This window comes from Rahnella aceris, from assembly GCF_011684115.1.
GTDB classification, from domain to species: domain Bacteria; phylum Pseudomonadota; class Gammaproteobacteria; order Enterobacterales; family Enterobacteriaceae; genus Rahnella; species Rahnella aceris.
On record NZ_JAADJV010000001.1, the window covers coordinates 1,691,182 to 1,706,634 of the forward strand.

A 15,453-nucleotide genomic window follows, 5' to 3' on the forward strand; every position below is an offset into this window, starting at 1 on the left:
AGGGAGTCGCCCGTCTTCTTTTACGAGAATCTTATGACTCCTGAATCGGTAATGGCACTGGGTAACGAGGCAATGAAAGTGGCGCTGGCCGTTGCTGCGCCTTTGTTGCTGGCCGCGCTGGTGACCGGGCTTATCGTCAGCCTGTTGCAGGCGGCGACACAAATCAACGAACAAACGCTGTCCTTCATTCCTAAAATTCTGGCCGTTGTGGCGACTATCGTGATCGCCGGGCCGTGGATGCTGAATCTGCTGCTCGATTACATGCGCACGTTGTTTACCAACCTGCCGTACATCATCGGGTAATCTATGGTTTCCTTCGACAGCACCCAGTTAGCCGGATGGCTGAGCATGTATTTCTGGCCCCTGCTGCGAATTCTGGCGCTGATCAGCACCGCGCCGATCACCAGTGAAAAGTCAGTGCCAAACCGCGTGAAACTCGGTCTTGGGATGATGATTACCTTCCTGATTGCGCCTTCCCTGCCGCCGGTGGACACGCCGATCTTCTCCACGCCTGCACTGTGGCTGGCAATGCAGCAGATTATGATTGGCACCGCGCTGGGTATCACCATGCAACTGGCCTTTGCCGCCATCCGTATGGCCGGTGAAATTATGGGTTTGCAGATGGGGATTTCCTTTGCGACGTTTTATGATCCAAGCAACCGTCTCAATACCCCGCTGCTGGCACAGTTTTTAAACCTGCTGGCGGTGTTGTTGTTCCTGAGTTTCAACGCGCATCTGTGGCTGATTTCCCTGCTGGCCGACAGTTTTCATACCCTGCCCATCAGCCATAATCCGGTGAATGCCGAAGGTTTTATGGCCGTCGCCAAAGCGGGCAGCATTGTATTCAGCGGCGGGATGATGCTGGCTCTGCCAATCGTGACATTGCTGCTGACGCTCAACATGGCGCTGGGCCTGTTAAACCGCGTGACGCCACAGCTTTCCGTTTTCGTCATCGGTTTTCCGCTGACCCTCAGCATTGGGATTCTGGCGATCAGCCTGATGATGCCGATGCTCGCCCCGTTCAGCGAGCATCTGTTCAGTGAAATTCTGGATAAGATTGTGTTGATCATGAATCAGCTGGCGGCTGACTGAATGGCTTAACGCCGCACCAGCAGCGCCATCACTTCGTAATGCGCGGTATGCGGGAACATGTCGAAAAGCCGGACACGCAGAATGTGATAGTCCGGCAGTAACGCCAGATCCTGCGCCATAGTTTGGGCGTTACAGCTTGAATAGAGAATCGTGTCCGGCGCCATGTGGCTGAGATATTCGCACAATGCTTTGCCGATGCCGCGACGCGGCGGATTCACCAGCACCAGATCCGGCACCTCGCCTTTGCCGGTCGCAAAACCGGTAGAATCGAGCGCCTGAAACTCAACGTTTTGCAGCCCCAGACGCACCGCCGATTCTTTCGCACAGGCAATGGCTTCCGCGCTGATTTCGATACCGGTCAGTTTCATCTGCGGCGTTGCACAATGCAGACCAAAGCCGCCCACGCCACAGAACAGATCCCACATACTTCGGATATCCCCTCGCGCCCTCACCCAGTCACGCGCCGTGGCGTAAAGCTTTTCAGCCACCACCGGATTGGTCTGGAAGAAGCTTTGCGGGCGGATAAACAGGGGGACATGGTTAAAATCTTCTTCCAGCCGCTGAACATCCGTCAGTGGAATTTCAGTGTCACCTTCGAGGATCGCCATATGCACCGGCTGTATGTTGGCGGAAATCACTTTCAACTGTGGCAACTGCTGTTGCAACCACGGCAGTGCCGCACGCAGTTGCGCCAGTTTGGCGTCTGAACGCAACACAAAGCGCAGCATCATGCCGCCATCTTTCTGGCTTTCAGTCAGTAACAGGAATTTCAGCTCGCCGCGTTTGCGCGCAACGTTGTAAGGGGTCAGGCCCGCGCGGGCAATAAAGATTTTGAGAACTGAAAATACCGCCGGGAAACTGGTCGGATACAACGGGCACTCACACAAATCGACCGGCGTGCCGTCGCGGTGCAACATCCCAAGTAAAGGGCGTTCCACGCTGCCGCTGACCACCATTTTGGCTTTATTACGAAACGCACTTTCCGGGCCGGTGACCGGTTCACACCATTCAGCCACCGGCAAATCTGACAGCAAATCGCTGAGATCCCGCTGCTTGTCGGCTAACTGTTGTAAATAAGGTTTGTCGAGCCACTGGCAGGAACGGCAGGTTCCGGCGGTGTAAAGTGCGCAATGCATGAAAAATTTCCGGTCATCAGATGCAGTAAAAAACTGGCGCGCAGTTTATCACTGCGCGGCGGGAAAGACTCACTTACATCGAGGCTATTTGCGACGGGAAAAGTATCTGCGGCTGCTGGCAGGCACATACAACAGTAGCAGCACCAGCATATCGGGAATTTTTTGCATCAGCAGCGCATAGAGAAATTCGCCCTGTGTTTCGACGTTAAAGCGAAAGATACGCGGGCCGAACCAGTCAAATGACGCCAGCAGCATGTAACCGACCACGATCACCTGACAACCGATGAATGCCCGGCGCCCCCAGCGGCGGCCACGCATCATAGCGTACGCAGCACGGCATTCGGTCAACACAATCAGCAAACTGGCCAGCATGATGAAACAGTTCAGCCAGGACTCGGCACTGACTTCAATAAAGCTCATCAGCCCTGAAAAGCCCATAGCATCAAACAATAATATGAATTCGAGCAAGCGCGTCGCGACAATCGCCGACGCACCGATCATGACGGGAACAGGGATAAATGCCAGTTTCATAAATCCGTTTGGGCTCTCCATTTACGTTCAGGGCGGAATACATCCGCCCTGAAAATTATCTTAAAATTTAAGCACGTTGAGCGCGCTGAATTTCTTTGCGCCGTTGTTTCTCGGCACGCGACATAAACCACCAGGCAATCATGCCGATGATGCCCACCACCAGCAGGATCAGCGTCGCCAGTGCGTTGATTTCAGGGTTGACACCCATACGCACGCTGGCAAAAACCAGCATCGGTAACGTGGTCGCGCCCGGCCCGGCGACGAAACTGGCGATCACCAGATCGTCGAGCGACAGCGTAAACGCCAGCAACCAGCCCGAAATCAGCGCTGGCAAGATCATCGGCAGCGTAATAATAAAGAACACTTTCAGTGGCGGTGCGCCTAAATCCATTGCCGCTTCTTCGATGGAACGGTCCAGTTCACGCAAACGCGCCGAGACCACGACCGCGACATACGCACTACAAAACGTCACGTGCGCCAGCCAGATAGTGAACATGCCACGTTCAGCCGGCCAGCCAAAAGTGTGCCCCATCGCCACAAACAGCAGCAGTAACGCCAGACCGGTGATGACATCAGGCATGACCAGCGGCGCAGTCAGCATAAACGCAAAACCGGTTGAACCGCGAAAACGCCTGAAACGCACCATCACCACGGCGGCCAGTGTACCGACCACCACGGCCATGGTGGCAGCAGCGGTAGCGATCGACAGGCTCATGCCGACGGCGTTGATCATCGCCGAATCATGGAAAAGCTGAGTATACCAGCGGGTAGACCAGCCAGCCCAGACCGTTACCAGCTTCGAGCTGTTGAATGAGTAAATAACCAGCATCAGCATCGGGGCGTACAAAAACGTAAAGCCGAGCACCAGAATAAGAATTCGCCACGGCGAACGGACAACCGGTAACTGATTCATTCTTTATCTCCCAGCTCTTTGTTTTGGTATTTCTGGAACCACAGGATAGGCATGATCAGCAGCAACAACATGACCACTGCCACCGCCGAGGCTACCGGCCAGTCGCGGTTATTGAAGAATTCCTGCCACAGGACACGGCCGATCATATTACTGTCCGGCCCGCCGAGCAGTTCCGGTATCACGTACTCCCCCACCGCCGGGATAAAGACCAGCATTGAACCGGCAATAATCCCGCCTTTGGTCAGCGGCATAATCACTTTGAAAAAGGTTTTCATCGGACGCGCACCGAGATCCTGCGCCGCTTCCACCAGTGAGTAATCCATGCGGGTCAGCGCGGTGTAAATCGGCAACACCATAAACGGCAGATACGAATACACGATGCCGATATACACGGCCAGATTGGTGTGCAAAATCACCAGAGGCTGGTCGATAACATGCAGCCAGATCAGTACGTTATTCAGTACACCGTTGTCTTTAAGAATGCCCATCCAGGCATAAACGCGGATCAGGAATGACGTCCATGATGGCAGGATCACCAGCAACAGCAGGATGTTGCGCGTCGAGGTGCGGCTGTGTGCCACCGCCCACGCCAGCGGATACCCAATCAGCAGGCAAAGCAGCGTGGAAATCGCTGCCACTTGCAGCGATTGCAAATACGCATCGATATACAGCGGATCCTGGGTCAGGCCGATGTAGTTGGCGATGTTGAGTGCAATATCCAGCATGCCGTCTGACCAGGTAACCAGATCGGTATACGGCGGAATGGCCCGCGCCATTTCAGCAAAACTGATTTTGAAAACAATCAGAAATGGCAGTAAAAACAGCAGCAGGAACCAGACCAGCGGCAGCAGGATCACCAGCTTGCGGCCATGCCGCTGTTGCAGACGACCGGTGAAGGCTTTAAATCCGCCCGGAGGTTTGCTGGCCGGGGTTTCGGAGATTACAGACATTTTCATCCCCCTTTAAACAGTCAGCACGACACAGCTGTCGGCTTCCCAGCACAGGCGCACTTCGTCGCCCCAGGTTGGCATACCTTTGCGGAAACGGTGACCGTTCTGCAACTGCGCCGTAATCATCTGCCCGCTGTGCAGCCTGACGTGATAAATCGACAGGTCGCCAAGATAGGCGATATTGACCACCTCTCCGACCGCGAAGTTGCAGCCATCCTGCGGCACGTCTTCACACAACATGATTTTTTCCGGACGCAGCGCAACATACACCGGCACGCCGTCAACCACAGACACATCCGGATCGACTTTCAGCGGATGCCTCAGCCCCGGCGAGGTCAGCAGCAGCGCATCGTCCAGACGCTCTTTCAGCACACCTTCAAATATATTCACGGAGCCGATAAATTCGGCGCTGAAACGGCTGGTCGGGTGTTCATAAATTTCTTCCGGCTCGCCGATTTGCACGAATTTACCGCGGTTCATGATGGCGATACGCCCCGCCATGGTCATCGCCTCTTCCTGATCGTGTGTCACCATCACACAGGTCGCGCCGACGCGCTCAAGAATATCCACCACTTCCAGTTGCATACGGTCGCGCAGCTTTTTATCCAGCGCCCCCATCGGCTCATCGAGCAGCAGCAGTTTTGGTCTTTTCGCCAGGCTGCGCGCTAATGCCACACGCTGACGCTGACCGCCGGAAAGCTGGTGCGGCTTACGTTTGGCGAATTCCTGCATATGCACCAGCGTCAGCATTTCCGCCACGCGGCTTTTGATTTCCGCTGACGGCAGTTTGTCCTGCTTGAGGCCGAACGCGATGTTTTGTTCGACCGTCATGTGCGGGAACAAGGCGTAAGACTGGAACATCATGTTGATGGGACGCTGATACGGCGGCACCTGCGAAAGATCTACGCCATCCAGTACGATTTGGCCCTGCGTGGGCGGCTCAAAACCGGCCAGCATACGCAACAGGGTTGATTTCCCACAGCCGGACGCGCCGAGCAGTGCGAAAATCTCGCCTTTATAAATGGTCAGGCTCACATCATCGACGGCGGCCTGGCCATCAAAAGATTTGGTCAGATTGCGGATTTCCAGCAAAGGCGTGAAACCTTTCTGGGTCTTAGGCTGCGGGCGGGGGATAGCGTCGTTCACTCAGAGAAATCTCCGGTATCAGAATAAAGCAGTTCAAATAAGCATAACAGTCAGGGGGGAAAGTGCCTGATCGGTATACCCAAAATACAGCCGGAAGCAAAACGTCAGCGGCCCCGCCATCAATAAGCGGAGCCGCATTAACGATACTCAAAATCATTCTGGTTGCATCAAGGCGGCAAGTGAGCAAGTCCCCGGGAGCTGACACACGTCAGTGACCGGGGCGCGTTCGCGCAGCCAACGCAGAGGCAGCCTGAAGGATGAAGAGTATTATTTGCCGGTTTTAACCTTGGTCCACGAACGGGTGATCACGCGGTCAATCTTCGGATCCTGAACTTTCAGGGTGAAGAGTTTCGCCTGAACATCGGCCGGTGGATAAATGCCCGGGTTGTTACGCACATCTTCGTTAACCAGTGGTGTCGCGGCTTTGTTTCCGCTGGCGTAGTAAACGGTGTTACTGATTTGCGCGATAACTTTTGGTTCCATCAGGTAATTGAGGAACTGATAGGCTTCATCGAGATTTTTAGCATCTGCCGGGATAGCAAACACGTCGAAGAAGGCCAGCGCCCCTTCTTTGGGAATGCTGTACGCCACGTTCACACCGTTTTTCGCTTCTTTCGCGCGGTTACCCGCCTGCATCACATCACCAGCCCAGCCAATTGCCACACAAATGTCGCCGTTCGCCAGGTCGTTAATGTACTGAGAAGAGTGGAAATAACGGATGTTCGGACGCAGTTTCAGCAGCAGATCGTTGGCTGCACCGGTGTAATCTGATGCTTTGGTGCTGTTCGGATCCAGATGCAGATAATTCAGGACTGTTGCGTAGATTTCCGCAGGGGCATCGAGGAATGAAACGCCGCAGCTTTTCAGTTTCTCGAGGTTTTCAGGCTTGAGCACCAGATCCCAACTGTCTACCGGGGCATCTTTACCCAGTACGGCTTTCACTTTATCGACGTTATAGCCGATACCGGTGGTCGCCCACAGATAAGGGATCGCGTATTTGTTGCCCGGATCATGTTGCGCCACCATCTTCAGCAGCTCAGGATCCATATTTTTGTAGTTTGGCAGTTTGCTCTTATCCAGAGGCTGGAACACACCAGCCGCCAGCTGACGTTCGAGGAAGCTGGCCGACGGTACCACCAGATCGAAGCCGGTGCTGCCTGCCATGAGTTTGCCTTCCAGCACTTCATTGGAATCAAACACGTCGTAAACCACTTTAATGCCGGTTTCCTTCTGGAAATCAGGCACGGTATTTGGTGCGATATAATCGGACCAGTTATAGATATGCAGCGTTTTTTCATCCGCAGACGCTGTGACGGACGCAGCCATAACCAGGCCGGCGACAACACCCGATAACCACTTTTTACGCAGGGTGAACATCCGTTACTACCTCCAAGACAGGGAATATAAATCGAATTTGTATCATTGAGACGGATACAAAACCTTTCACACAACTGCCAACCGACACCCATGGAATATGCATAGGCATTCAACGTTGACGCATACGCTGCCTGCGAATTAACCGTTTGGTTTTACGACGTAATCACGCTTGATGCAGAGTCAGAAGCATAGCGCCTGCAACCCTTGTGTACCAGCCTCCTGAGACAAAACCGGCGTTTATCGATTAATTATGCAGATTTAGTCTATACCGTCTGGCATTTTGCCTTTTAACAAAGTGAAATATCTGGCAACAACCACACCAATGCAGCATAACTTATGGCGAAAGCGGATAAAGGCAGCGGAGCCGCAATAAGCACGGCTCGCAGGAAAGGATCTTCAGAGGGGGGAAATGAATGTCCGGAAATGGAAAATTAATGCAGTAAAGGCAGATTCACAGAAGTGACCGGCATGCCTTCTTCTTCCTCGCCAAGGAAAAGCAGGTCATTGGCGTGCGCTTCGAGAATAATCATCGACATCTGCTCCTCAGCCTGTTGCAGGAAGAAAGCAAACTGCTCTTCCGTCACACCCACTGCAATCGTCAGTGACTGGCAAACAATCAGTTTCGGCAAATTGTCGTCCTGAATATCCACGAACGCTTTAATGGTCAGTGAACTGGCATTAATCGAGCTCAGATCGGCCACCAGCGGGATCAACGCCGTCGGTTTGACTTCGGCCAGTGCAGAAAACAAAATCACATTATCTACAATATCGAGTTTGGCATCAAAAATGCCGTCAAAATTCTGCATATGCGGCAAATGGAGAGCCTGACAGGAATCACACTCGAAAAAAGAGATGCCCAGCTGATCCAGCCAGCGCCGCAGCAGCGCTAAATCAGGGACGATGAGCGAATCCATAGAATGCCTCACGAGTTCAACACAACGAAAAAAACAAACCCTTCGTAACGCCAGCGGCATTACGAAGGGGTCATAGCTTACGGAATATTGCCGGTCAGCGCTACGATCATTACCGGATTGATGGACATTTAACGCACGGGAATAAGAATTAGCCACCGGATTTCAGACGGAATCCCGGCCGCGCTCTTTGTTCGATATAGTCAATCATCATACCGGCGATATCCAGACCGGTGGTGGCTTCGATCCCTTCGAGCCCCGGCGAGGCATTGACTTCCATCACCAGCGGCCCGCGGTTTGAACGTAAAATATCAACCCCGGCGACGTCCAGCCCCAGAGTCTGCGCGGCTTTAACCGCAATGTCTTTCTCCTGCGGCGTAATTTTGACATTGGTGGCCGTCCCGCCGCGATGCAGGTTCGAGCGGAAATCACCCGGTTTGGCCTGACGCTCAATCGCTCCGACCACTTTTTTCCCCACCACCAGACAACGAATGTCGCGCCCTTCTGCTTCGCGGATATATTCCTGCACCAGAATATGCGCGTTCAGGCCGCGAAATGCGTCAATGACACTTTCTGCCGCCTGACGGGTTTCTGCCAGCACCACACCAATCCCCTGTGTTCCTTCAACCAGCTTCACCACCAGCGGCGCACCACCGACCAGCGCAATCAAATCGGCGGTGTCATCCGGCGCATTAGCAAAACCGGTCGTCGGCAGATCAATGCCTTCACGCGCCAGAATCTGCATGGAACGCAATTTATCGCGCGCCCGGGTGATCGCCACCGATTCATTCAGCGGGAAACTGCCCAGCATTTCAAACTGACGCAGCACCGCTGTGCCATAGAAGGTAATCGCGGAGCCAATTCGTGGGATCACCGCATGGTACTTATCCAGCTGATGCCCGCGATAGTGCACGCTGGGCGCAGCAGGATTGATATTCATGTAGCAGGACAGTGGATCGATAATGTCGATCTCATGTCCGCGTGCTTCAGCCGCTTCCTTCAGGCGTTTACACGAATACAACGACCCGTCACGGGAAAGAATTGCAATTTTCATCCAACACTCCGTCGCCGTTTAGCGTGTTGCCCAACCTTGCTTGTGCAATGCGTCCAGCATAAACGGACGTTGTTCCTTTTTAAGGGTACGAATAATCAAATCACTCCAGGTATCGCGTCGCGCATTGCTGTCGCGTTGCAGATAATACGCCGATAGTGCGTCGTCATATTCTGCCAGTTGCTCTTTATCTACCGGCTGATAGCTGTTTTCATGCACCAGCAGAGACTGCGGCATACGCGGCTTGACCTGATGATCCTGCGCGGGGGTTCCGATACATAAACCAAACAAAGGCATCACAAATTTAGGCAGTTTCAGCAGATTCACTACGTCTTCCACCTGATTACGGATACCGCCGATAAACACACCGCCCAGCCCCAGTGACTCCGCCGCCGTCATGGCATTTTGCGCCATCAGCGCGGTGTCCACACAACCGAGTAACAACTGCTCGGCCAGACCCAGCTCGGCTTGAGGGTTGATCTGTAAATTACGATTGAAATCAGCACAGAAAACCCAAAATTCAGCGGCGCTGGCGACATATTTCTGACCACCGGTGTACTGCACCAGCGTCTCCCGCAGCACAGGATCGGTCACGCGGATAATCGAATAACATTGCAGAAAGCTCGAAGTCGAAGCAGCCTGAGCGGCGGCAATAATGGCTTCACGTTGCTCGTCCGGGACCGGTTGATCGGTAAAAGCACGGATGGAGCGGTGTGAGCGCAGAAGATCGATGGTCGGCGTCATTAAAAAATTCCTGAGCGGTAAGGATAAATAAAAAAGTTGCCCCAATCATTCATGCTGTGAGCACCGTTTGCAAGGATTCCGGCACCTGTAGCTGTAACAATGTACTGTGTCTGAAAAAGAGTGCCGGTTCATTCAGATAGGTCAAAGGTATCGGACTGACAGGTAATTCCTGCTTTTTTTTATGGTTTGTAACAGGCATAGTAGCGACATCAAAAAGGTGATGTGGTTAACAAAAACAGACATTCCCCTTTCATTTATCTTGTTGGCATTAACAAAGGAGTCTCCATGTTTGCAGTAATTTTTGGGCGTCCTGGCTGTCCTTATTGCGTACGCGCTAAAGAGTTGGCTGAAAAACTGACTGAAGAACGTGATGATTTCAACTTCCGCTACATCGATATTCACGCGGAAGGCATCACTAAAGCCGACCTGGAAAAAACCGTGGGTAAACCGGTAGAAACCGTTCCGCAGATTTTCCTCGATCAGAAACACATCGGTGGCTGTACTGACTTCGAAGCCTATGCCAAAGAGCATCTGGCGCTGTTCAGCAACTGATCCGCGATAAAATAAAGATATACACAGCCAAAAGGCGCTCAGTGAGCGCCTTTTTTATGGCTTCTACATCATGACATGTCAGTGTTGCCTGAACTGCCGGTAAGCAATGACCAGCAAATGAACCAGCATAGCGCCCAGAACACACCAAAATATCGCACTGGTGGCATAGGCCAGTTCCTGCATCAGCGGACGAACGCGTGGATAAAAGGCCATGCGCAATAAAAAGCACACAGGGATGGAAACCAGCCCGCCGACAAAGGACGAAAATATCGCCGAATCGCGGGAAATCAGCGACGTCACCACGCCGGGAATTAAAAATAATAACAGGCCATATTCCGGGCCTGGCGCGATATTTCTAACAATAATCCAGCCATTCTTTAACATAAGAAAAATAATTAAGAACATTGTGCAACAAATTAATGGGGCTACCACTTTTCGCCAAATTGCCATTTTACTTCCTCCTTAAAGTTGGCGAGATTTCACAGGTTCTCTGCATAAAATGCGTTCTTTGTTACCTGTCAGAGCCTTCTGGCTCATTTCCCCAGAGCGTTCCGCACTCCCGCGAAACACAAAAAAAGCTTTCAGAAGATTTATACGGGCATTTCTCTGGCTGAACTGGCGTTCTGTGACTAAAATGACGCCCGAAACCCAATTTTCCACCCCGCCGGGGCTGAAACAGACCGTGCGATCCTGAGTAGGAATTTTCTGTTTCTGAATTTATCCTTTACATTCTCCTATATCAAGAATTTGTTGGTAAACAATAAGTTATCCTTGTGAATATAAACGTCGCTAGTTTGTTAAACGGGAATTACATCCTGTTATTATTTGTGGTTTTGGCACTCGGTCTGTGCCTGGGGAAAATTCGCCTGGGTTCCGTTCAGCTCGGAAATTCTATCGGCGTATTAGTGGTTTCGCTGCTTTTGGGTCAGCAGCATTTCAGTATTAATACTGAAGCGCTCAACCTCGGCTTTATGTTGTTTATTTTCTGCGTAGGCGTCGAAGCAGGGCCAAACTTTTTTTCCATTTTCTTCCGTGACGGCAAAAATTATTTCATGCTGGCACTGGTGATGGTCGGCAGCGCCATGTTACTGGCACTCGGACTCGGACGTTTGTTCGGCTGGGACATCGGCCTCACCGCCGGGATGCTCGCGGGTTCAATGACCTCAACCCCGGTTCTGGTCGGCGCCGGAGACACGTTGCGTAATACCATGGGCGGTAACAAGATGCTCGGGCCTGAACTGGATAACCTGAGCCTGGGCTACGCCCTGACCTATCTCATCGGTCTGGTGAGCCTGATTTTCGGCGCACGTTATCTGCCGAAGCTGCAACATCAGGATTTGCCTACCAGCGCCCAGCAGATCGCGCGCGAGCGTGGCCTGGATACCGACAGTAAACGAAAAGTGTATCTGCCGGTGATCCGCGCCTATCGCGTGGGGCAGGAGCTGGTGGCCTGGGCTGATGGTAAAAACCTGCGTGAACTGGGGATCTATCGTCAGACTGGCTGCTATATAGAGCGAATCCGCCGTAATGGCATCCTGGCGACACCGGACGGCGACGCCGTATTGCAGGTGGGCGATGAGATCTCACTGGTCGGTTATCCGGACGCACATTCACGCCTCGACCCGAGTTTCCGTAACGGTAAGGAAGTGTTTGACCGCGACCTGCTCGACATGCGTATCGTGACCGAAGAAGTGGTGGTCAAGAATAACCACGCGGTCGGCAAGCGTCTGAGTCAACTGAATCTCACCGATCAGGGCTGTTTCCTCAACCGCGTGATCCGCAGTCAGATTGAAATGCCTATCGATGACAGTATCGTGCTGAATAAAGGCGATGTGTTGCAGGTCAGCGGCGACGCAAAACGGGTGAAAAGCGTGGCGGAGCGTATCGGGTTTATCTCCGTACACAGTCAGCTCACGGATTTGCTGGCCTTCTGCGCCTTCTTTATTGTCGGCCTGATGATCGGCCTCATCACTTTCCAGTTCAAAAACTTTAGTTTTGGCATCGGTAACGCCGCCGGACTGCTGTTCGCCGGGATCATGCTCGGCTTCCTGCGAGCCAACCACCCTACTTTCGGTTATATCCCGCAGGGCGCGCTAAATATGGTGAAAGAGTTTGGCCTGATGGTGTTTATGGCGGGTGTCGGCCTCAGTGCCGGTGCGGGTATCAATAATGGTCTCGGCGCAATAGGCGGCCAGATGCTGCTTTCCGGCCTGATTGTCAGCCTGGTGCCGGTGGTGATTTGCTTCATCTTCGGGGCATATGTTTTACGCATGAACCGCGCTTTGCTGTTCGGAGCCATCATGGGTGCACGAACCTGCGCCCCGGCGATGGAAATCATCAGCGACACGGCACGCAGTAACATTCCGGCACTCGGTTATGCAGGAACCTATGCCATTGCTAACGTATTACTGACGCTCGCCGGTACGCTAATCGTCATCATCTGGCCCGGTGCATGACGTAACTCATTGAAGTGTAATGGGGCAAAAAGAAATCAATATTTTTTTAAATTTTTGCCCCCTCGCACGAACTTTTAAAGTTAGCCAGAGTCTTAATTAGTGCCACTGCTTTTCTTTGAAGTCCCCAAATTTGGAGAGCCCGTCAATCCCGCCTTATTAGGTTCAAGATTGCCGGGTTTTTTCTTGCCCGAAATTCATACCTTGTGCATAAGGCATATTGAGTACTTCATTTAGATCCGTTGCGAGACAAAGCAGCGGGAAGAAATGCAAGTGTAATGTCCCGCCAGCTAGGCAACTTCAATCTGATATAGCAATTCCACGAGCGATATCGCGCTAACATTATCCCAGCGAAGATAGCTATCCAACGAACTGGATCCTGAATCTCTTCCCAGTACTCTAAGACAGATTGCTTGATGGTCTTGTGATGCAGAGACCCATACAACCCCACTCTGCTGTGCAAAATAAGTAGACCCCTTCAGGCCTTCTCGTTGTATGCGCTTCTTCCATGTATCAACTTTTTGCGTACTAATTTTTAGGCTCATAGTTATCCCATATCCGATAATCGAATTGAATTGAATTGAATTGAATTGAATTGAATTAATGAATGTCGGCATCCAGACTTGATAAAGATATCTTCATATCAGTGTGATATAACCTCATTCATCTGTGAACCAAATTCATAGGTGTATGTGATGGGCACTGGTTGATCAATATCAATGGAACTTATTCAGTTAAACTAATCATCTGATTGCCCAAGGACATGATTTAAATTCCCACCGCAGGCAACAGTTTTGAGTGTGTTTTTTCAGATATTGAAGAGATTACATATGTAAGAATCACACCAGTTTTGAATTGACAGAATAAAGGATTATGAAATGGATTTATTTGTCACATTAGTACTCTTGTTAGCCCTACTTTCTCCAATCCTGACTGTTACCCTAGTCAAGAAAAGCAAAAAGCATAAGGTGGAGGTCGATAACCTTATCGCAAGTAATACTTCCCTCGCAAATGAATTATATGATAGCCAAGAGAAGCTGAGCCTGATTGAAGAAAATTTTGCTCAAGCTGTTCGAGAGCATTCTGAACTTGAAGGAAAAGCAGCTCCCTTATGGCAGTATCAAAGACTACATGATGCAGTCCAAAATGCTGAGAAAAAGATAAAGACTGCTGAGTCAATAGCCAAAGAAAAAATTGATGAAGCCCAAATAAAGGCCGCCAGAGCTATAAGTGAAGCTCATAATCAAGCTCGGCTCACAATAAACAATGCAAACAGTGAAGCAGTAGCAATCACTAAAGACGCGCGAGATGCTCGTTTGAAAGCCAAAGAACGGCTTGATAATGCCAACAGTAAAACCGATGAGCTGATATCTAATGCAAATGATAATGCGATGAAAATAATCGCTGATGCAGAGATCCGAGCAAAAGAGATTGCTGGTTCTGCCTATGAAGCGAAAGAGTTTGCTGAAACATACCAGGCTGTAGCCAAATCCATGAAAAATAAAATTGAAGGATATGGCGATGAATGGATAGTTCCCAACCGCAGCGTTTTAGATGAAATTGCAGACAATTATGAGTTTACGGATGCAGGAAGAGAACTTCAAAAAGCGCGAGAGTTAACTAAGTCTCTTATTAATACAAGTAAAGCCGCAAGCTGCGAGTATGTTGAAACCAATAGGCGCAACACTGCAATTAAATTTGTATTAGATGCATTTAATGGGAAAGTTGACAGTACTCTTTCTAAAATCAAGCACAACAACTACGGTAAACTTTCACAAGAAATTAAAGATGCATTCCAGTTGGTGAATTTTAATGGCTCAGCATTTCGGTCTGCTCAGATCACCGACATCTACCTTCAGGCCCGACTTAACGAACTTAAGTGGGGTGTTGCAGTAAATGAAATCATGCTTGAAGAAAAAGAGGAGCAAAGACGAATTAAAGAACAACTGCGTGAAGAAGAAAAAGCCCGCCGTGATTACGAGAAAGCGATAAAAGAAGCCGAGAAAGAAGAGAAAACCATACAGCAAGCCATCGATAAAGCGACACAAGAGTTAATGCTTGCAAGTGAAGAACAACGCTTAGCTCTTGAGAAAAAATTAGCTGAGCTTCAAACCAAATATGAAGAAGCCGAGGCCAAGAACCAAAGAGCAATTTCAATGGCCCAGCAAACACGTGCAGGCCACGTATATGTTATCAGCAATATTGGCTCTTTCGGTGAACACGTATACAAAATTGGGATGACACGTCGTCTAGAACCATTAGACCGCGTTCGTGAACTTGGTGACGCCAGCGTTCCATTCTCATTTGATGTACATGCCATGATTTACAGTGACGATGCGCCTTCACTAGAAAACCATTTGCATAAAGTATTCAATGACAGGCAAGTGAACAAGATTAATGCTCGTAAAGAGTTCTTCAATGTCAGGATAAAGGATATCAAATCAACTATTGAAGATATGAGCATCAGTGCGCACTGGACAATGTTTGCGGACGCCAAAGAATATAGAGAGTCCTTAGCTATTGAAAATGAGCGTTCAGCAGCAATCACTGCAAATGAGGAGCTTGTGGTTGCTTAATATTTATGCTTTTTCATAAAG

The 15,453-nt window shown here is 50.8% G+C and carries 15 protein-coding genes; 5 read left to right on the forward strand and 10 right to left on the reverse strand.

Annotated elements, in window-relative coordinates; all coding sequences use genetic code 11:
- Window positions 1-33 precede the first annotated feature (33 nt).
- Window positions 34-303, forward strand: a complete 270-nt coding sequence (gene fliQ, locus GW591_RS07575; RefSeq protein WP_013575807.1) for a flagellar biosynthesis protein FliQ — start codon at window positions 34-36, stop codon at window positions 301-303.
- 3 nt (window positions 304-306) lie between these two features.
- The gene (gene fliR, locus GW591_RS07580) at window positions 307-1,092 is read left to right on the forward strand and encodes a flagellar biosynthetic protein FliR (protein ID WP_013575808.1); all 786 of its coding nucleotides are present in this window, start codon (window positions 307-309) and stop codon (window positions 1,090-1,092) included.
- A gap of 5 nt (window positions 1,093-1,097) precedes the next feature.
- Here the strand turns inward: fliR and rlmC are convergent, their stop codons facing one another.
- The 9 genes from rlmC to nfsA form a co-directional block, all read right to left on the reverse strand.
- A complete protein-coding gene (gene rlmC / locus GW591_RS07585) occupies window positions 1,098-2,228 on the reverse strand; it encodes a 23S rRNA (uracil(747)-C(5))-methyltransferase RlmC (protein WP_119261721.1) in 1,131 nt (376 codons plus the stop codon).
- An 84-nt stretch (window positions 2,229-2,312) separates the two neighbouring features.
- Window positions 2,313-2,759, reverse strand: coding sequence for a YbjO family protein (locus GW591_RS07590; protein WP_013575810.1), 447 nt, complete (start codon window positions 2,757-2,759; stop codon window positions 2,313-2,315).
- 67 nt (window positions 2,760-2,826) lie between these two features.
- Window positions 2,827-3,672: a putrescine ABC transporter permease PotI gene (gene potI / locus GW591_RS07595; protein WP_013575811.1), complete on the reverse strand. Its 846-nt coding sequence runs from the start codon at window positions 3,670-3,672 to the stop codon at window positions 2,827-2,829.
- Entirely contained in the window at window positions 3,669-4,622 is a 954-nt protein-coding gene (gene potH / locus GW591_RS07600) for a putrescine ABC transporter permease PotH (RefSeq protein WP_013575812.1), read from the reverse strand. The genes potI and potH overlap by 4 nt, the downstream gene beginning before the upstream one ends.
- A 12-nt stretch (window positions 4,623-4,634) precedes the next feature.
- Window positions 4,635-5,768 carry a putrescine ABC transporter ATP-binding subunit PotG gene (potG, locus tag GW591_RS07605; RefSeq protein WP_013575813.1) on the reverse strand — a complete coding sequence of 378 codons (1,134 nt, stop codon included), beginning with the start codon at window positions 5,766-5,768 and terminating at the stop codon, window positions 4,635-4,637.
- 267 nt (window positions 5,769-6,035) lie between these two features.
- A complete protein-coding gene (gene potF, locus GW591_RS07610; RefSeq protein ID WP_013575814.1) occupies window positions 6,036-7,145 on the reverse strand; it encodes a spermidine/putrescine ABC transporter substrate-binding protein PotF in 1,110 nt (369 codons plus the stop codon).
- A gap of 431 nt (window positions 7,146-7,576) precedes the next feature.
- Window positions 7,577-8,059, reverse strand: coding sequence for a type III secretion system chaperone family protein (locus tag GW591_RS07615; RefSeq protein ID WP_013575815.1), 483 nt, complete (start codon window positions 8,057-8,059; stop codon window positions 7,577-7,579).
- Window positions 8,060-8,207: 148 nt separating this feature from the next.
- Window positions 8,208-9,110: a 30S ribosomal protein S6--L-glutamate ligase gene (gene rimK / locus GW591_RS07620; protein WP_013575816.1), complete on the reverse strand. Its 903-nt coding sequence runs from the start codon at window positions 9,108-9,110 to the stop codon at window positions 8,208-8,210.
- Window positions 9,111-9,128: 18 nt separating this feature from the next.
- Window positions 9,129-9,851, reverse strand: a complete 723-nt coding sequence (gene nfsA / locus GW591_RS07625) for an oxygen-insensitive NADPH nitroreductase (protein ID WP_013575817.1) — start codon at window positions 9,849-9,851, stop codon at window positions 9,129-9,131.
- Between the two features lie 285 nt (window positions 9,852-10,136).
- On the opposite strand from nfsA, the gene GW591_RS07630 reads away from it, so the two are divergent.
- On the forward strand, window positions 10,137-10,403 hold the full coding sequence (locus GW591_RS07630) for a GrxA family glutaredoxin (RefSeq protein ID WP_013575818.1): 267 nt from the start codon (window positions 10,137-10,139) through the stop codon (window positions 10,401-10,403).
- A 78-nt stretch (window positions 10,404-10,481) separates the two neighbouring features.
- Here the strand turns inward: GW591_RS07630 and ybjM are convergent, their stop codons facing one another.
- The gene (gene ybjM, locus GW591_RS07635) at window positions 10,482-10,853 is read right to left on the reverse strand and encodes an inner membrane protein YbjM (protein ID WP_013575819.1); all 372 of its coding nucleotides are present in this window, start codon (window positions 10,851-10,853) and stop codon (window positions 10,482-10,484) included.
- 323 nt (window positions 10,854-11,176) lie between these two features.
- Between ybjM and GW591_RS07640 the strand changes: the two genes are divergently transcribed.
- Together GW591_RS07640 and GW591_RS07645 are read left to right on the forward strand one after the other, a co-directional pair.
- The gene (locus tag GW591_RS07640; RefSeq protein WP_013575820.1) at window positions 11,177-12,859 is read left to right on the forward strand and encodes an aspartate:alanine antiporter; all 1,683 of its coding nucleotides are present in this window, start codon (window positions 11,177-11,179) and stop codon (window positions 12,857-12,859) included.
- An 875-nt stretch (window positions 12,860-13,734) separates the two neighbouring features.
- Window positions 13,735-15,432, forward strand: a complete 1,698-nt coding sequence (locus GW591_RS07645) for a DUF4041 domain-containing protein (protein WP_121019248.1) — start codon at window positions 13,735-13,737, stop codon at window positions 15,430-15,432.
- Window positions 15,433-15,453: the final 21 nt, after the last annotated feature.

Coding starts and splice junctions, on each gene's coding strand:
- nfsA (WP_013575817.1), bottom strand. CDS start 9,851: ATGACGCCGACCATCGATCTTCTGCGCTCACACCGCTCCATCCGTGCT.
- fliQ (WP_013575807.1), top strand. CDS start 34: ATGACTCCTGAATCGGTAATGGCACTGGGTAACGAGGCAATGAAAGTG.
- rlmC (WP_119261721.1), bottom strand. CDS start 2,228: ATGCATTGCGCACTTTACACCGCCGGAACCTGCCGTTCCTGCCAGTGG.
- potF (WP_013575814.1), bottom strand. CDS start 7,145: ATGTTCACCCTGCGTAAAAAGTGGTTATCGGGTGTTGTCGCCGGCCTG.
- ybjM (WP_013575819.1), bottom strand. CDS start 10,853: ATGGCAATTTGGCGAAAAGTGGTAGCCCCATTAATTTGTTGCACAATG.
- rimK (WP_013575816.1), bottom strand. CDS start 9,110: ATGAAAATTGCAATTCTTTCCCGTGACGGGTCGTTGTATTCGTGTAAA.
- fliR (WP_013575808.1), top strand. CDS start 307: ATGGTTTCCTTCGACAGCACCCAGTTAGCCGGATGGCTGAGCATGTAT.
- GW591_RS07615 (WP_013575815.1), bottom strand. CDS start 8,059: ATGGATTCGCTCATCGTCCCTGATTTAGCGCTGCTGCGGCGCTGGCTG.
- GW591_RS07590 (WP_013575810.1), bottom strand. CDS start 2,759: ATGAAACTGGCATTTATCCCTGTTCCCGTCATGATCGGTGCGTCGGCG.
- GW591_RS07630 (WP_013575818.1), top strand. CDS start 10,137: ATGTTTGCAGTAATTTTTGGGCGTCCTGGCTGTCCTTATTGCGTACGC.
- potI (WP_013575811.1), bottom strand. CDS start 3,672: ATGAATCAGTTACCGGTTGTCCGTTCGCCGTGGCGAATTCTTATTCTG.
- GW591_RS07645 (WP_121019248.1), top strand. CDS start 13,735: ATGGATTTATTTGTCACATTAGTACTCTTGTTAGCCCTACTTTCTCCA.
- potH (WP_013575812.1), bottom strand. CDS start 4,622: ATGTCTGTAATCTCCGAAACCCCGGCCAGCAAACCTCCGGGCGGATTT.